The organism is Oryzobacter telluris, assembly GCF_043099285.1.
Taxonomy (GTDB): domain Bacteria; phylum Actinomycetota; class Actinomycetes; order Actinomycetales; family Dermatophilaceae; genus Oryzobacter; species Oryzobacter telluris.
In genome coordinates this window covers 2,428,766-2,443,514 of sequence record NZ_CP170723.1, presented here as the reverse complement: position 1 = coordinate 2,443,514, position 14,749 = coordinate 2,428,766, and the positions used below count along the sequence as shown (strand labels likewise).

The following is a 14,749-nucleotide window of genomic DNA, read 5'->3' as shown; positions in this document are numbered from 1 at the left end:
GCCTTCTCAGGCTGGTTCTCGGTGCTGCCTTCGTGCTGGTCGGCTGGGTCCTGGCGTCGTCGACGTCGGCGCAGGCCGACGACCACCGCCTCCTCGCCGACGTCGTCCAGACCGTGGAACGGGTCGCTCCCGCAGTCGCTCCGGAGCCGGTGGAGGCGGCCGTCGGGACGACGGCCGCGGTGGTGGAGAAGTCCGTCGGGGGCGCCGCCTCCGCCGTGCAGCGCACGGTGGCCGCGACGCCCGTCGCGCCCGTCGGGCACGTCGCCACGGCTCCCGTCCGCGCCGTGATGGCCACCGTCCGGACCGTGGCCACCACGGTCACGACGCACGTCGTGCGTCCCCTGGTCGAGACCGTCACCCACGCGGTCGACCCCGTCGTCGACACCCCGCAGCTGCCGGGCGTCGACCTCCCCGTCGTCCCCGGGCTCGACCCGGGGACCGGTGGCCCGGCCCCCGTGCCGGCTCCGACCGACGGCTCGCTCGGCGAGCGCGTCACGGAGTCCGGTCACCCGGCGGTCGGGGACACCACCGTGGCGACCGGCTCGCGGGTCGCCCCCCTGTTCGGTTCCCGTGCAGGGGTCGGCGTCGCCGACCCCGGCTCGGTGCCGAGCGACCCCGAGCCGGCCGTCCCGTGGCCCGGCGTGGACCTGAGCGGGCTCGTGCCGAGCAGCCCGTCGGGGTCCACCCTGGCCCTCTCGCTCGCCATGATGGTGTTGGCGATGGTCCTCGTCCGACCCGAGTACCGCTGTGCGGCAGCGCGCCTCGCCGTTGCCGTTCCCTGCCCCGGTCCCGCCGCGGACCCGGGCTCCCGACCTGACTGATGCGGCTCCGGCACCTCCGTGGAGGTGCTGTCCGAGCAGTGCCCGCACGTGCGCGGGCAGACCGCATCAACCAGGAAGGGAACGACCATGCATGCATCAGTGAGCAGAGGGCTCCAGATCGCCCTCGTGGTCGGAGGAGGCATCTTCTTCTCCGCCCAGGCCCAGGCCGGCGACACGACCGGGGTCGACAGCATCCTCGGCGGCAACCAGGCCGCCATCACCGTGGAGGCGCCGGTGACCCTGACGGGCAACGCCGTCTCGGTCCTCGGGGACTCCACGAGCTCGCGCTCGTCCTCGACGAGCCCAAGATCCAGCGGGTCCCACGACCCGTCGGTGACGTCCGGCAAGGAGTCGGCCGGCGGCGGCAACCAGGCCGTCATCCGCGTCAAGGCGCCGGTCACGGTGTCCGGCGACGCCGTCTCCGCGGTGGGGGACTCGCGCAGCGAGAAGGCCACCACGACGGGCGGGCACTCGGCGGTACCGGCGAGCGGGGGCTCCTCGACCGACGGTGAGGACTCGGTGGCCGGGGGGAACCAGGTGGCCGCGCCGGTGACGGCTCCGGTCACGGTCGGCGGCAACGCGATCTCGGTGGTGGGGGACTCGCACACGGACGGCGCCACGACGGCGTCGCCGGGTGCTGGTACCGCGACCGGTGGCGGTTCCTCGACCGACGGTGAGGACTCGGTGGCCGGGGGGAACCAGGTGGCCGCGCCGGTGACGGCTCCGGTCACGGTCGGCGGCAACGCGATCTCGGTGGTGGGGGACTCCTCGACCGGAGGCGGCACGACCACGCCCGGCGGGGGAGTGCCCACCGATCCGGTGGACCCGACCGACCCTGTCGGGCCCGGTGAGGTCGTCTCCGACGCGACGAACGACCCGAGCACGACCGGTTCGACGAGCGGGTCGCTCTCCTCGGGCGCGGTGACGCGGGTCGTGACCGCGGCCTCGCTCGCCCAGACGGGTACCGAGGCCGGGATGCTCCTGGCCGCGGCCCTGTTCCTCGTCACGCTCGGGGCGCTCCTGCTCGGCGCCTCGAAGCGACGGGTGGTGGTCGCTCCCTGACCTCGGCGACACCACGAGCGGGGCGCACTCGTCCTCCCGCTCGGCCGGGGTCGGCGCGACCAGACGCCGACCCCGGCTCCGCCGGGTCCACGAACGCTTGCCTGCGGACGCAGTCTGCTCAGCCCTTCTCGGCTCCCGCATTCGCTCCTTGGGTGAAGTACCGCTGGAAGACCACGAAGACGATGGCCGTCGGGATGGTCATGAGCAGGGCCGCAGCCATCGAGATCGGGTACTGGTTGCCCGAGCCCAGGCCCCCGGACGTCAGCTGCCCGACGCCGCGCGTCAGTGTGAACAGCGAGGGGTCGTTGGTGGCGATGATGAAGTGGGCCAGCTCGTTCCACGATCCCTGGAAGGCCAGGATCGTCAAGGTGATCACGGCCGGCTTGGCCATGGGGAGCACGACGGACCAGAAGATCCGGAAGGTGCCCGCGCCGTCGATGCGCGCGGCCTCCTCCACCGAAGGGGGGATCGACTCGAAGAACTGCTTCATGATGAACACGCCTGCGGCGTCGACGAGCAAGGGCACGATGAGCGCCGGGTAGGTGTTGTAGATCCCGAGGTAGTTGAGCACCAGGAACTTCGGGATGAGCAGCACGATGCCGGGCACCGCCAGCACCGCAAGGAGTGCGGTGAAGACGGCCTCACGACCGCGGAACTTCAACCGGGCCAACGCGTAACCCGCGAGCGAGTTGAAGAACACCCGGCCCAGCGTGACGAACACCGTCACCACGACGGAGTTCGTGAACCAGAGCGGGAAGTCGGTGTCGGCCAGCCGCTCGAAGGCAGCGGTCGTCAACGGGTTGGGGATCACGCCCAAGGGGTTGTCGACGGCATCTCCGTTGGTCTTCAGGGACGTCGAGACCTGCACCACGAAGGGGTAGATGTACACGAGCGAGAAGGCCAGGAGCGCCGTGTAGACGGCGAGCTTCTTCTTGCGCCCACTGCGGGTGACGGTGGTGCCGTCGTCGCCGGAGCGGCGCCGAGGGGCCTGCGTGGCGGGGACGTCGGCCGTGGCCACGGCCCGGGCGGCCGGCGCCAGCGAGTCGCCACTGGGTGTCTGGGTCATGCCGCCACCTTCCCGCGCGCGGCACGCTTCTGGGCGCGCTCCGCCTTGCGCCGCGCTGCCTCGTCCTTGTCGCGCAGGACGAACCGCTGGAACGTCGTGAGGACGAAGATGAGGACGAAGAGCAGGAACGCCATCGCCGCGCCCTCACCCCACTGCTGCTGCCGGAACGCCGCGGTGTAGGACAGGTACGCCGGCGTCAGGGTCGTCTTCGCGGGACCGCCCTGGGTCATGACGTACATCTGGTCGAACACCTGCCAGGTGCCGATGATCCCGAGGGTGACGACGAGGAGGATCGTCGGCCGCAGGTGCGGCACGGTGACGGCGCGGAAGCGCTGCCAACGGTTGGCGCCGTCGACGAGCGCCGCCTCCTCGACCTCGGTGGGGAGGTCCTGCAGCGCGGCGAGGAACATGAGCATGAAGGTGCCCGCGGTGGTCCAGATGACCTGCAGCATGATCGCCGACAGGGCGACCGACGGGCCGCTGATCCACTCCCACAGGGGCAGGCTCAGCACGCGGGTGTCGGCCAGCGCCGCTGGGGGAGCCGAGACGCTCCACAGTCCGAGGGCGTCACCGACGAGGTGGATGAGGCCACGCGGGTCGGAGAACCAGGTGGGCCCGTCGACGCCGAAGATCGCGAGGAAGCGGTTGACGGCACCCGTGCCCGTGAAGAGGAAGAGGAACACCAGCGAGATGGCGACGGATGACACCACGGACGGGAAGTAGAACGCCGTCCTGAAGAACGTGCGGCCCTTGAGGAAGCGCTGGTTGACGATGATCGCGAGGACGAGGGCGATCACGGTCTGCAGGGGGACGACACCGAGCACGTAGTAGAACGTGTTGCGCAGCGAGATCATGAAGTCCTGGCGCGACAGGCCCTGCTCGGTGAGGAGTGCCTGGTAGTTGTCGCTCCCGACGAAGCCGACCGAGGACGAGAAGGGGCTCCCCCGACCGGTCCAGTCGGTGAAGGACACCCACAGCGCCATGATGATCGGGATGACGAGGAACAGCCCGAGGATGACGAGCGTCGGGGTCACGAAGAGCCAGCCGGCGACCGACTGTCGCTGTCCACCGCCCCGGCGCCCCCGCCGTGGGGCCCGGCTGGTGCCGGACCCCACGGCCGAGTCGGCGGTGCTCACTTGCCCAGCGCCGCGCCGGCGTTGGTGTCGAACGTCTTCAGGACGTCGGGGAGGTTGGCGCCGCCGAAGTTCTCCAGCTTGGAGTTGAGGTCGGCGACGACCTGCTCCATGCCCGGCGCGTTGATCGGGCCGTGGCCGTACTCGCCGCCGGCGATGAAGGGGGCGTCCTCGGGGAACTTCGACTTGTACTGCTCCGCCGCGGACTGGCGGCTCGGCATCACGCCGAACGCGTCGGCGAAGGCCAGCTGCTGCTCCGCCGTGCTCATGGCCTTGACCAGGTCGACGGCCTGCGCCTGCGCCTTGGAGTCCGCCGCGATCCCCCAGCACTGCGTGAACTGCAGGGTGCCCTTGCCCTTGGGGCCGGCCGGCAGCTCGACGGTCTTGTACTTGAGGTCGGGGTAGTCGTTCTTCGCCGCGCCCTTGATCCAGTTCCCCTCGATGGTCATCGCGGACTTCTTGGTCCCGAACGCCTCGCCACCCCAGCCGGAGTCGAGCTGGTTCGACATCTGGAAGTTGCCGGCCTTGACGTTCTTCTGGACGTACTCCAGGGCCTGGGTGACCTCCGGGGTGTTCGCCGACGCGGCCGTGCCGTCGTCCTTGAGCCACCAGCCGCCGCTCTGGACGACGAACGCACCGAGTCGGTCGATCCCGACGCCGATGCCGAGGCCGGCCTGGTCCTTGGTCGTCAGCTTCTTGGACACGGCCTCCAGCTCCTCCCACGTCGTCGGGACGTCGGCGTCGGTGAGGCCGGCCTTGGTCCATGAGTCGGTGTTGATCTGCAGACCCAGCGTCGAGAAGTCCTTGGGGGAGCAGTACTGCTTGCCCTCGTAGGTGAAGGTCTTGCGCAGCGACTCGTAGAAGTCGTCGTTGTCGTCGAGCTGGTAGGGGAAGAGGCTGCCGTTCTTGGCGTAGTCGGCGAAGCGGGAGGCGTCCATGTAGAAGACATCGGCCGGCTTGCCGCTGGCGAAGCCCTGGGCGAGCTGCTGCTGCATGTCGCTCGCGACGGTGACGGTGACCGTGTTCCCGGAGGTCTTGGCCCAGGCATCCGCGGCAGCCTTGACCGCGGCGGTCTCGGCGTCACCGGACGACGCGATGAGCATCTGGAGCTGAACGGGCCCGCTCGCCGAGGCGGGCGCGCTGGAGGTCGACTGGTCCTCGAACCCGCCGCCACCTCCGCAGGCGCTGATCGAGAGGGCGCCGGTGAGGGCGAGGGCCAGGGCGGCCGAACGGGTGGTGCGCGTCATGGGTGACTCCTTCGTCGGGTGGTGCGCTGCTGGACGGTGCTAGGTGCTGCTCGGGCTGGGGACGGCTGCGTGGTCGAGGTCAGGGGACCGGGGTCTGGGGGTGAGTGGGATCGCGGAGGACGGTGCTCCGGGCCGGCTGGAGCACGGGCAGGAGGAGCGAGCCGCGCGCCGGGGCTTCCTCGCCGTGCAGTGCCGCGCGCACGAGCCGCAGCGACTCCTCGGCGATCGCGTCGAAGGGCTGGGCGACCGAGGCGAGGTGGTGCATCCGTGCGGTCTCCGAGCCGTCGAAGCCGACCACGCCGATGTCGCGCCCTGGTTCGAGGCCGCGACGGACGAGGACCTGGTGGACGCCGAGAGCCAGGACGTCGGACGCGCAGACGACCGCGTCGCCCGGTCCGAGTCGGTCCACGAGCGAACCCGCGGCGGCGAAGGCGGCGTCCAGGTCCTGCTCGGCAGTGGCCTCGGGGCCGTGCACGTCCGGACCGGCGGCGACGCAGGCCTCGGCCCAGCCGGACCGGCGGTCGTCACCGACGACCGAGCCCTCGGGCCAGCCGAGGTAGGCCACGGTGCGGTACCCCGCCGTCACGCAGTGCTCGACCGCGGCCCGGGTGCCGGCTGCTCCGTCGACGTCGACCCACCGGGTGAAGGTGGGGTCGTCCCAGACCCTGCCGAAGGAGGCGTACGCGATCCCGCGCGCCTCGAGCCACGGGGGACGAGGGTCGCCGTGGTGGGTCTCGGTGACGATGAACGCGTCCACGAGCCGACGGGCCCACATCGCCCGGTAGCCCTCCAACATCGGTGAGCCGGAGTCGGACCCGAAGGGGACGACGTGGCAGTCGTGCTGGGCGGCCCGGACGCTGAGAGCGGTGAGGACGGGGGCGGTGGTCGCGTTGTGGCTCCCCAGGGTGTGCAGCTCGAGGCCGATGGCGCCGGCGCGTCGGCTGCGCAGTGACTGGGCCGAGCTCGATGCGTGGTAGCCGAGGTCGTCGATGGCGGCCAGGACCCGTTCGAGGGTGTCCGGACTGAGCCGCTCGGGGTTGTTGACCGCGTTGCTCACCGTCTGGCGGGACACCTGGGCCGCGCGGGCGACGTCGTGGATGGTGACGCGGGGGCCGTGCGACTGTTGCGTCATCCGGTCCTCCTCGACCGTCCGGCGTCGGACGGGGGAGCCGACCGACGATGGTGTGAACGTTCAAACCGGGACAGGCATTGATTTGAACGATCAAATGGCTATGGTCGTCACTGTGCATCCCCTCGACGCGCCCTGTCAAGACCCCGCTCCGGACCCCGGGCGGTCACGACAGCCGTGGCTCCACGAGCTCGAGGTGGCGGTCCGGGGGCCGGTCACCTGCCTGTCCGTGCGCAGCGGGGACGTCGACGCCGCCCGAGCCGGTGGTGAGGCGACCGGACTGTTCGTCGACGACCGCCGTGTCCTCCACGCCCTCGTCCTGACCCTCGACGGCCGGGAGCCCAGCCCCATCGCGGCTGCGAGCACCGGGGGCACCACGCAGACCCTCGGCATCGCGCGGCACCTCGGCGACCCGGGTCCCGACCCCACCGTGGAGGTCGCGCGCACCCGCGTCCTCGCCGATCGGGGGCTCATCGAGACGGTCACCGTGCGCAACCGCTGGAGCGAGCCGGTGTCGACCCGCGTGGAGCTCCGCCTGGCCGGCGACGGCGCCGAGCTCCACGACGTCAAGGAGGGTGACGTCGAGCCCGTCGACACCGTTGAGGCCGAGGCGGAGGGTGACGGCGCCACGTGGGCCGACGACCGCCACGCCGTCCACGTCTCCGGCGCCGGTGCCGAGGTGTTCGCCGGCTCGGAGGGCGTCATCCTGTGCTGGGAGGTCGAGGTCCCACCGGCCGGGACGGTAGAGCTCGTCGTGGAGGTGCGCGCCGAACGCGCCTCTGCCACACCGTTCGACGCCGAGGCCGGGTTCGACTCGGCGGGGCTCGACGGCATCCGTGTGTCCGCGCAGGACGCGCGCCTCGACCGCACCGTGGAGTCGGCGCTCGACGACCTGCGTCACCTCGCGATGCGCGACCCCCTGGCCCCCGACGACGTCTTCGCCGGCGCCGGTACCCCGTGGTACCTCACCCTGTTCGGTCGAGACTCCCTGTGGTCGGCGCGGCTGGCCCTGCCCTTCGGCACCGACCTCGCCCGGGGGACGCTGCGCGCGCTGGCCCGGCGCCAGGGCACGGTCGACGACGTCGCCACGGCGCAGGCCCCTGGCAAGATCCCGCACGAGGTGCGCCGCACCGCGTTCGGGCCCGAGGGCGGCATGGTCCTCCCCGCGGTCTACTACGGCACGGTCGACGCGACCCCGCTGTGGATCTGCGTCCTCCACGACGCCTGGCGCTGGGGCCTCGACCCCGAGGTCGTGCGGGAGCTCGCGCCGGCCCTGCGTGCGGCCCTGGGCTGGATCGAGCGGGCCGCGGCCGAGAGCCCCGACGGCTTCCTGCGCTACCTCGACGAGTCGGGGGCCGGACTGGCCAACCAGGGCTGGAAGGACTCCGGCGACTCGATGCGCGACGCGTCCGGCCGCATCGCCGACGGGCCGATCGCGCTGGTCGAGACGCAGGCCTATGCCGTGGAGGCGGCGCACGGCGCGGCGTCTCTGCTCGAGGACGTCCTCGGCGAGGACGGGTCCGCCTGGCGCGCATGGGGCGACGCGCTCGCGGCCCGGGTGCGCGAGCGGTTCTGGGTGCGGGGCACCGAGACCCGCCCCGCCCTGCTCGCCATGGCCCTCGACGGCTCCGGCGCCCCGGTCGACGGGCTGGGCAGCAACATCGGCCACACCCTGGCCACCGGGCTGCTCGACGAGGCCGAGACGCGACGCGTCGCGCATGCCCTGTCCGGGCCCGACCTCCTCGGCCCGCTCGGCATCAGCACCCTGTCGCGCTCGAACCCGGCGTTCAACCCGATCGGTTACCACACCGGTTCGGTGTGGACCCACGACAGCGCCATCGGTGCCCTCGGGCTGGCGCGCACCGGCAACGCGGCCGGAGCGTCGGCCGTGGCGCGGGCGCTCGTCGACGTCGCCGCGGCCAGCGGCTACCGCTGGCCCGAGCTCTACGGCGCCGAGCCGGTGCTCGGTCGCCCCGCGCCGTACCCGGCCAGCTGCCGGCCGCAGGCGTGGGCCGCGGCCAGCGCCGGCGCGCTCGTCTCGGTGCTGCTGGGGCTGCGAGCCGACGTCCCCGCGGGCCGGATCCACCTGTCCCCGTTGGCGGATGCGCCGTTCGGCGCGCTCACCGTCGAGGGCCTGCGGCTCGGTGGCGCACCGCTGGGCGTCTCGGTCGACGCCCACGGCGAGGTCGTGGCCGTGTCCGCGCCGGACGGCATCGAGGTCGTCATCGGCTGACGGCCGCCCCGACCCACCGTCCTCGGAGCGGATCTGACCAAGAGGTCGATCTTGCCCGTTCGCTGTGCGCGGGTTCGACCTCGTGGACGATCGTGTCCCAGTCGGGGGCGAGGCGGACGACGTCGCCGATGACGACGACCGCCGGGTTGGCGACGCCCACTACCGCGGCCGCGGCGGCGATGTCGCCGAGCGTGCCGACCGTGACCCGCTGGTCGGGCAGGAGGCCGCGCTCGATGACGGCGACCGGGCAGTCGGCAGGACGTCCGGCGGCGAGGAGCGCGGCGGCCGAGCGGGCCAGCCGCCCGACGCCCATGAGCAGGACGACGGTGTGGTCGGTGCCCGGCGGGACGGCCGGGAGCTCGTCGTGGCCGGTGACGACGGTGAACCCCCGGGCCACGCCGCGGTGCGTGACGGGGATGCCCGCCGCGGCCGGGACGGCGACAGCGCTCGTCACGCCGGGCACGACCTCCACGGGGATGCCGTGCGCCTCGCAGGCCAGGCGTTCCTCGCCGCCACGGCCGAGCACGTAGGGGTCGCCGCCCTTGAGCCGGACGACGCCGCGACCGGCGAGGGCCTCGGCGACGAGGAGGTCGTTGACGGCCTCCTGCGGGACGGTGTGCCGGCCTGGCTCCTTGCCGACGTCGATGACGCGCACGGTGGCGGGCAGGTGGGCCAGCACCGCGCGGGGCGCGAGCCGGTCGGCCACGACGACGTCGGCCGCGGCGAGGAGGCGGCGGCCCCGGGTGGTGAGGAGGTCGTCGGTGCCGGGCCCGCCGCCGACGAGGGCCACCCAGCCGGTGCCGGGGCGGGGGGAGCGGCGGCGCAGGTCGACACCGCCCGTCTCGAGGTGCAGGGCGACAGCGCGGGTGACGTCGAGCGCGAGGAGGTCGTCGGGGGAATGGGTGGCAACGGTGACGGCGCCGTCGGGCGTGGTCGCCACGGTGGTGCGGGGGAGCCGGGCGGTGGCGGTGTCGCTGGATGTGCCAGGGACGGCGACGGACCAGGTTCGCAGCCGCTCGGCGTCGGTGTGGGCCGCGGTGTCGGTGGTGACGTCATCGGAGCCGACGACGACGAGCCACGCGTCGAGGAGGTCCGTGCAACCCGCGTACTCCCGCCCGTGCCAACCGATCTCGTCGCGCACGGCGAGGGCGGCGACGTCCTCGCACACCCACGGCGCGACGAGGTCGACGAGCGCGCGGGCAGCGAGCAGGTCGTGGACGACCGGGACCACCGTCGGGCCGCCACCGACGACGACGACGCGGCGGCCGTCGAGGTCGAGCCCGACGGGCAGGGTCATGTCAGGTGCTCGCCCGGGGCGGGCGCGTCGGCCATCACGGCCGCGAGGGTGCGGCCGTCATCGGGGTCGACGAGGAGGAAGGCACCGCCACGTCGCGACGTCGCGTAGTCCTCGACCGGGAGCGGCGTCGCCAGGCGGACGGTGACCCGCCCGATGTCGTTGAGCTCGAGCCGGTCGGTGGGCACGAGGCGCAGCGAGTCGAGGTCGAGGCGGCCGTCGATCGAGCGCACCATGGCCAGAACCGACTTCGAACCGTGCTTGACGAGCAGGCGAGCACCCGGGCGCAAGGGCTCGTCGGCGAGCCAGCACGCGAGCGCCTGGACCTCCTGGCGCAGTGTGACCGGGTCGGCGGCGGAGCAGATGAGGTCGCCGCGGCTGACGTCGACGTCGTCGGCGAGGCGGATGGTCACCGACTGCGACGCGACGGCGACGTCGAGCGAGCGTTCCCCGAGGTCGATGCCGGCCACCGTCGTGCGGGTGCCTGAGGGCAGCACGACGACCTCGTCGCCGACGCTCACCGAGCCCGAGGCGACCTGGCCGGCGTAGCCGCGGTACTCGACGTGCTCGGGGGAGCGGGCCGCGCCCTGGGGGCGGATGACGAGCTGCACCGGCATCCGGAACGACTCGCGTCCGGGGTCGGTGTCGGGGGGAAGCGTCTCGAGCAGCTCGAGGAGCGAAGGGCCGTCGTACCAGGGCGTGTTGGGCGAGCGGTCGACGACGTTGTCGCCGACGAGCGCCGACACCGGGACGGCGTGGGCGTCGGGGATGCCGAGCTCGGTGGCGATGGCGCGGACGTCGGCGGCGACGGTGCGGAAGACGTCCTCGCTGTGGTCGACGAGGTCGATCTTGTTGACCGCGATGACGACGTGCGGCACGCGCATCAGGGCTGCGACGGCCAGGTGGCGACGGGTCTGCTCGAGCACACCCTTGCGCGCGTCGACGAGGAGGACGAGCGCGTCGGCCGTGGACGAGCCGGTCACCGTGTTGCGGGTGTACTGGACGTGGCCGGGGCAGTCGGCGAGGACGAACGAGCGTTTCGCGGTGGCGAAGTACCGGTACGCGACGTCGATGGTGATGCCCTGCTCGCGCTCGGCGCGCAGCCCGTCGGTGAGGAGGGCGAGGTCGGCGGTGGTGAGCCCGCGGTCGCGGCTGACCCGCTCGACGGCGTCGAGCTGGTCGGCGAGAACGGACTTCGAGTCGTGGAGGAGCCGACCGACGAGGGTGGACTTCCCGTCATCGACCGAGCCGGCCGTCGCGAGACGCAACAGGGTCGTCATTGCGGGGTCCCCGGGAAGTATCGGAGCCGGGTCCCACGCTCTGCGTGGGCGGAACGAGCGGAGAACTTCATGGGGTGCATCAGAAGTAGCCCTCCTTCTTGCGGTCCTCCATGGCGGCCTCGGAGATCCGGTCGTCGGCGCGGGTGGCACCCCGCTCGGTGAGGGTGGACGCGGCGACCTCGGCGACGACGTCGGCGACGGTGACGGCCTCGCTGGCGACGGCGCCGGTGCACGACATGTCGCCGACCGTGCGGTAGCGCACGCGCCGACGCTCGACGACCTCGCCGTCACGCGGCTGCGAGTACGGGCCGACGGCCAGCAGCATGCCGTCGCGGGCGAAGACGTCGCGCTCGTGCGTGTAGTACAGGCCGGGGAGGTCGATGCCCTCGCGCTCGATGTAGCGCCACACGTCGAGCTCGGTCCAGTTCGACAGCGGGAACACGCGCACGTGCTCGCCCGGGCGGTGCCGCGGGTTGAACAGGTTCCACAGCTCGGGGCGCTGGTTCTTGGGGTCCCACTGGCCGAAGTCGTCGCGCAGGCTGACCACGCGCTCCTTGGCGCGGGCCTTCTCCTCGTCGCGCCGACCACCGCCGAAGACGCCGTCGAACCGGTGCCCGGCAATGGCCTCGAGCAGCGGCTGGGTCTGCAGCGGGTTGCGCGTGCCGTCGGCGCGCTCACGCAGCCGGCCGTCGTCGATCCAGTCCTGCACCGACGCGACCTCGAGGCGCAGCCCGAGCCGCTCGACGGTGGCGTCGCGGTACTCGAGGACCTCGGGGAAGTTGTGCCCGGTGTCGACGTGCAGCACGGGGAACGGGATCGGGGCCGGCCAGAACGCCTTTGCCGCCACGTGCAGCATGACGACGGAGTCCTTGCCGCCGCTGAACAGCAGGACGGGGCGCTCGAGCTCGGCGGTGATCTCGCGGATGACGAGCATCGCCTCGCTCTCGAGGACGTCGAGCTGGCTGAGCACGGGAAGGTCGGTGGACACGTCGGGGAGCACCTCGGGGAGGGTGTCGGTCATGGGTGGAGTCCGCACTCGGTCTTGGCGAAGCCGGCCCAGCGACCGGAGCGGGGGTCCTCGCCGGGTTCGACGCGCTTCGTGCACGGCTCGCACCCGATCGACGGGTAGCCGTCGGAGAGCAGCAGGTTCACCGGCACGCGGTGGTCGGTGGCGTAGTCGATGAGCTCGTCGAACGACCAGGCCGCCAGAGGGTTGAGCTTCACCAGGCCGAACTGCTCGTCGAAGGTGACGAGCGGGGTGTCGGCGCGGGTGGGGCCCTCCTCGCGGCGGACACCCGTGACCCACGCCTCGTAGCCGGCGAGCGCGCCCTGCAGCGGCTCGACCTTGCGCATCCGGCAGCAGGCGGCGGGGTCGCGGTCGTGGAGGCGGGGGCCGTACTCGGCGTCCTGCTCGGCGACGGTGAGCTTCGGCATCACGTCGACGATGGTCACGTCGAGCTCGTGGGCCACCTGGTCGCGGGTGCCGTAGGTCTCGGCGAAGTGGTAGCCGGTGTCGAGGAAGAGGACGTCGACGCCGGGGGCGTGGTTGGCCACGACGGCAGGCAGGACGGCATCCGCCATGCTGCAGGCCACGGCGAGGGTGCCGGGGAAGGTGCGGGCGGCCCAGGCGGCGACCTCGTCGGCGGTGGCGTCCGGTCCGAGCTCGCGGGCGCCCTCCTCGGCGAGGGCGCGCAGCTCGTCGGTGCTGCGGCGGGCGGTGGGGGTGGTGGCGGTCGTCATCGGAGCTCCTCCTCGTCGACACGGTGGGCCCAGCTCGAGAACGTCTCGCCGTCGGCACGCTGGTCGAGCCAGCGGCGCACGAGGCGCTCGACGAGGTCGGGCAGGTCGGTGGCGCTGACCTTGAGGCCGCGCACGGTCCGGCCGAGGCCTGCCTCGTCGCGGTCGGCAGAGGCGAGCCCGCCGCCGAGGTGCACCTGGAAGCCGGCGCCCTGCTCGCCGTCGCCGTCGGTGACGACCATGCCCTTGAGGCCGATGTCGGCGGTCTGGATGCGGGCACAGGAGTTGGGGCAGCCGTTGACGTTGAGGGTGACCGGGGTGTCGAGCCGGTCGGTGACGTCGGCGAGGCGCTGCTCGAGCTCGGCGATCGCCGTGGCCGCGGTGGCCTTGGTCTCGACGATGGCGAGCTTGCAGAACTCGATGCCGGTGCACGCCATCGTGTGGCGGCGGAACGGGCTCGGCGCGACCGACAGGCCCAGGGCCTCGAGGCCGGCGACGACGTCGTCGAGGACGGTCGGCGCGACATCGAGGACGACGAGCTTCTGGTGCGGGGTGAGGCGGACGCGGTCGGTGCCGGCGGCCTCCATCAGGTCGGCGAGACCGGTGAGGACGTCGCCGCTGATCCGGCCGACGACGGGTGCGGCGCCGACGTAGTGGTTGCCGTCCTTCTGCAGGTGCACGCCGACGTGGTCGCCGGGGCCGGTGGCCTTGGCCGGCGGGGGACCGTCGGGCAGGGCGCGACCGAGGTACTCGGTCTCGAGGACCTCGCGGAACTTCTCGGGGCCCCACTCGGCGAGGAGGAACTTCAGGCGGGCCTTGGTGCGCAGCCGCCGGTAGCCGTAGTCGCGGAAGATCCGGATGACGCCGAACCAGACCTCCGCGGCCTCCTCCGGCGTGACGAAGACGCCGACGCGCTCGGCCAGGCGCGGCGCGGTGGACAGTCCGCCGCCGACCCAGAGGTCGTAGCCGGCGCCGAGCTCGGGGTGGACGACTCCGACGAGCGAGATGTCGTTGATCTCGTGGACGACGTCGAGGCTGGGGTGGCCGGTGATCGCCGACTTGAACTTGCGGGGGAGGTTGGCGAGCTCGGGGTCGCCGATGAAGGTGCGGGTGATCTCGTCGATGACCGGCGTGGGGTCGATGATCTCGTCGGCGGCGATGCCGGCCAGGGGGCTGCCGAGGATGACGCGGGGGGTGTCGCCGCAGGCCTCGGTGGTCTGCAGGCCCACGGCCTCGAGGCGGCGCCAGATCTCGGGGACGTCCTCGACGCGGATCCAGTGGTACTGGATGTTCTGCCGGTCGCTGATGTCGGCGGTGCCGCGGGCGAACTCGGTGGAGATGTCGGCGAGGACGCGCAGCTGGCCCAGGGTCAGGGCGCCACCGTCGAGGCGGACGCGGAGCATGAAGTACTCGTCGGAGAGCTCGGTGTCGTCGAGCTGGGCGGTCTTGCCGCCGTCGATGCCCGGCTTGCGCTGGGTGTACAGCCCCCACCAGCGGAACCGCCCGCTGAGGTCCTGCGGGGGGATGGAGGCGAAGCCCTCCTTGGAGTAGACCTGCTCGATCCGCTCGCGGACGTTGAGGCCGCCGTCCTCCTGCTTCCACACCTCGTTGGCGTTGAGCGGCTCACGCCCGTCGACGGCCCACTGGCCGTTGGAACGCCCGGCCCGCGGGGGGCGCAGGGCCCGGCCGCTGGCGGTGTCGGCGGTGTTGGTCGTCATGGTCCTTTTTCGAGGTCTGCGGGCGCGCC

General features: G+C 72.6%; 12 protein-coding genes. 3 read left to right on the top strand and 9 right to left on the bottom strand.

Features of this window, described 5'->3' with window-relative positions:
• Positions 1–32: 32 nt before the first annotated feature.
• Positions 33–821 carry a hypothetical protein gene (locus ACFLFB_RS11280; protein WP_392542270.1) on the top strand — a complete coding sequence of 263 codons (789 nt, stop codon included), beginning with the start codon at positions 33–35 and terminating at the stop codon, positions 819–821.
• Between the two features lie 99 nt (positions 822–920).
• On the top strand, positions 921–1,883 hold the full coding sequence (locus ACFLFB_RS11275; protein WP_392542269.1) for a hypothetical protein: 963 nt from the start codon (positions 921–923) through the stop codon (positions 1,881–1,883).
• A 118-nt stretch (positions 1,884–2,001) separates the two neighbouring features.
• Here ACFLFB_RS11275 and ACFLFB_RS11270 read toward each other — a convergent pair whose 3' ends face one another.
• From ACFLFB_RS11270 to ACFLFB_RS11255, 4 genes are all read right to left on the bottom strand, one after another.
• A complete protein-coding gene (locus ACFLFB_RS11270; RefSeq protein WP_392542268.1) occupies positions 2,002–2,949 on the bottom strand; it encodes a carbohydrate ABC transporter permease in 948 nt (315 codons plus the stop codon).
• On the bottom strand, positions 2,946–4,085 hold the full coding sequence (locus ACFLFB_RS11265; RefSeq protein ID WP_392542267.1) for a carbohydrate ABC transporter permease: 1,140 nt from the start codon (positions 4,083–4,085) through the stop codon (positions 2,946–2,948). Before ACFLFB_RS11265 ends, ACFLFB_RS11270 begins: the two co-directional genes overlap by 4 nt.
• Positions 4,082–5,329 carry an extracellular solute-binding protein gene (locus tag ACFLFB_RS11260; RefSeq protein WP_392542266.1) on the bottom strand — a complete coding sequence of 416 codons (1,248 nt, stop codon included), beginning with the start codon at positions 5,327–5,329 and terminating at the stop codon, positions 4,082–4,084. The genes ACFLFB_RS11265 and ACFLFB_RS11260 overlap by 4 nt, the downstream gene beginning before the upstream one ends.
• Positions 5,330–5,408: 79 nt before the next feature.
• Positions 5,409–6,461 (bottom strand): LacI family DNA-binding transcriptional regulator, encoded by a 1,053-nt coding sequence (locus tag ACFLFB_RS11255; RefSeq protein ID WP_392542265.1) that lies wholly within the window; start codon positions 6,459–6,461, stop codon positions 5,409–5,411.
• A 193-nt stretch (positions 6,462–6,654) separates the two neighbouring features.
• On the opposite strand from ACFLFB_RS11255, the gene ACFLFB_RS11250 reads away from it, so the two are divergent.
• Entirely contained in the window at positions 6,655–8,691 is a 2,037-nt protein-coding gene (locus ACFLFB_RS11250; RefSeq protein WP_392542264.1) for a glycogen debranching N-terminal domain-containing protein, read from the top strand.
• Here ACFLFB_RS11250 and cobA read toward each other — a convergent pair.
• The 5 genes from cobA to ACFLFB_RS11225 all read right to left on the bottom strand — a co-directional run bounded on the left by cobA (position 8,681) and on the right by ACFLFB_RS11225 (position 14,720).
• The gene (cobA, locus tag ACFLFB_RS11245; RefSeq protein ID WP_392542263.1) at positions 8,681–9,988 is read right to left on the bottom strand and encodes a uroporphyrinogen-III C-methyltransferase; all 1,308 of its coding nucleotides are present in this window, start codon (positions 9,986–9,988) and stop codon (positions 8,681–8,683) included. The two genes, ACFLFB_RS11250 and cobA, sit on opposite strands and share 11 nt — an antisense overlap.
• Positions 9,985–11,265: a sulfate adenylyltransferase subunit 1 gene (locus tag ACFLFB_RS11240; protein ID WP_392542262.1), complete on the bottom strand. Its 1,281-nt coding sequence runs from the start codon at positions 11,263–11,265 to the stop codon at positions 9,985–9,987. Before ACFLFB_RS11240 ends, cobA begins: the two co-directional genes overlap by 4 nt.
• 79 nt (positions 11,266–11,344) lie before the next feature.
• Positions 11,345–12,286: a sulfate adenylyltransferase subunit CysD gene (gene cysD / locus ACFLFB_RS11235; protein ID WP_392542261.1), complete on the bottom strand. Its 942-nt coding sequence runs from the start codon at positions 12,284–12,286 to the stop codon at positions 11,345–11,347.
• Entirely contained in the window at positions 12,283–13,005 is a 723-nt protein-coding gene (locus ACFLFB_RS11230) for a phosphoadenylyl-sulfate reductase (RefSeq protein WP_392542260.1), read from the bottom strand. Before ACFLFB_RS11230 ends, cysD begins: the two co-directional genes overlap by 4 nt.
• On the bottom strand, positions 13,002–14,720 hold the full coding sequence (locus tag ACFLFB_RS11225) for a nitrite/sulfite reductase (RefSeq protein ID WP_392542259.1): 1,719 nt from the start codon (positions 14,718–14,720) through the stop codon (positions 13,002–13,004). Before ACFLFB_RS11225 ends, ACFLFB_RS11230 begins: the two co-directional genes overlap by 4 nt.
• Positions 14,721–14,749 lie beyond the last annotated feature (29 nt).

Excerpts from the sequence above, each read along its gene's own strand:
- ACFLFB_RS11240 (WP_392542262.1), bottom strand. The coding sequence starts at position 11,265 with ATGACGACCCTGTTGCGTCTCGCGACGGCCGGCTCGGTCGATGACGGG.
- ACFLFB_RS11260 (WP_392542266.1), bottom strand. The coding sequence starts at position 5,329 with ATGACGCGCACCACCCGTTCGGCCGCCCTGGCCCTCGCCCTCACCGGC.
- cobA (WP_392542263.1), bottom strand. The coding sequence starts at position 9,988 with ATGACCCTGCCCGTCGGGCTCGACCTCGACGGCCGCCGCGTCGTCGTC.
- ACFLFB_RS11255 (WP_392542265.1), bottom strand. The coding sequence starts at position 6,461 with ATGACGCAACAGTCGCACGGCCCCCGCGTCACCATCCACGACGTCGCC.
- ACFLFB_RS11230 (WP_392542260.1), bottom strand. The coding sequence starts at position 13,005 with ATGACGACCGCCACCACCCCCACCGCCCGCCGCAGCACCGACGAGCTG.
- ACFLFB_RS11270 (WP_392542268.1), bottom strand. The coding sequence starts at position 2,949 with ATGACCCAGACACCCAGTGGCGACTCGCTGGCGCCGGCCGCCCGGGCC.
- ACFLFB_RS11225 (WP_392542259.1), bottom strand. The coding sequence starts at position 14,720 with ATGACGACCAACACCGCCGACACCGCCAGCGGCCGGGCCCTGCGCCCC.
- cysD (WP_392542261.1), bottom strand. The coding sequence starts at position 12,286 with ATGACCGACACCCTCCCCGAGGTGCTCCCCGACGTGTCCACCGACCTT.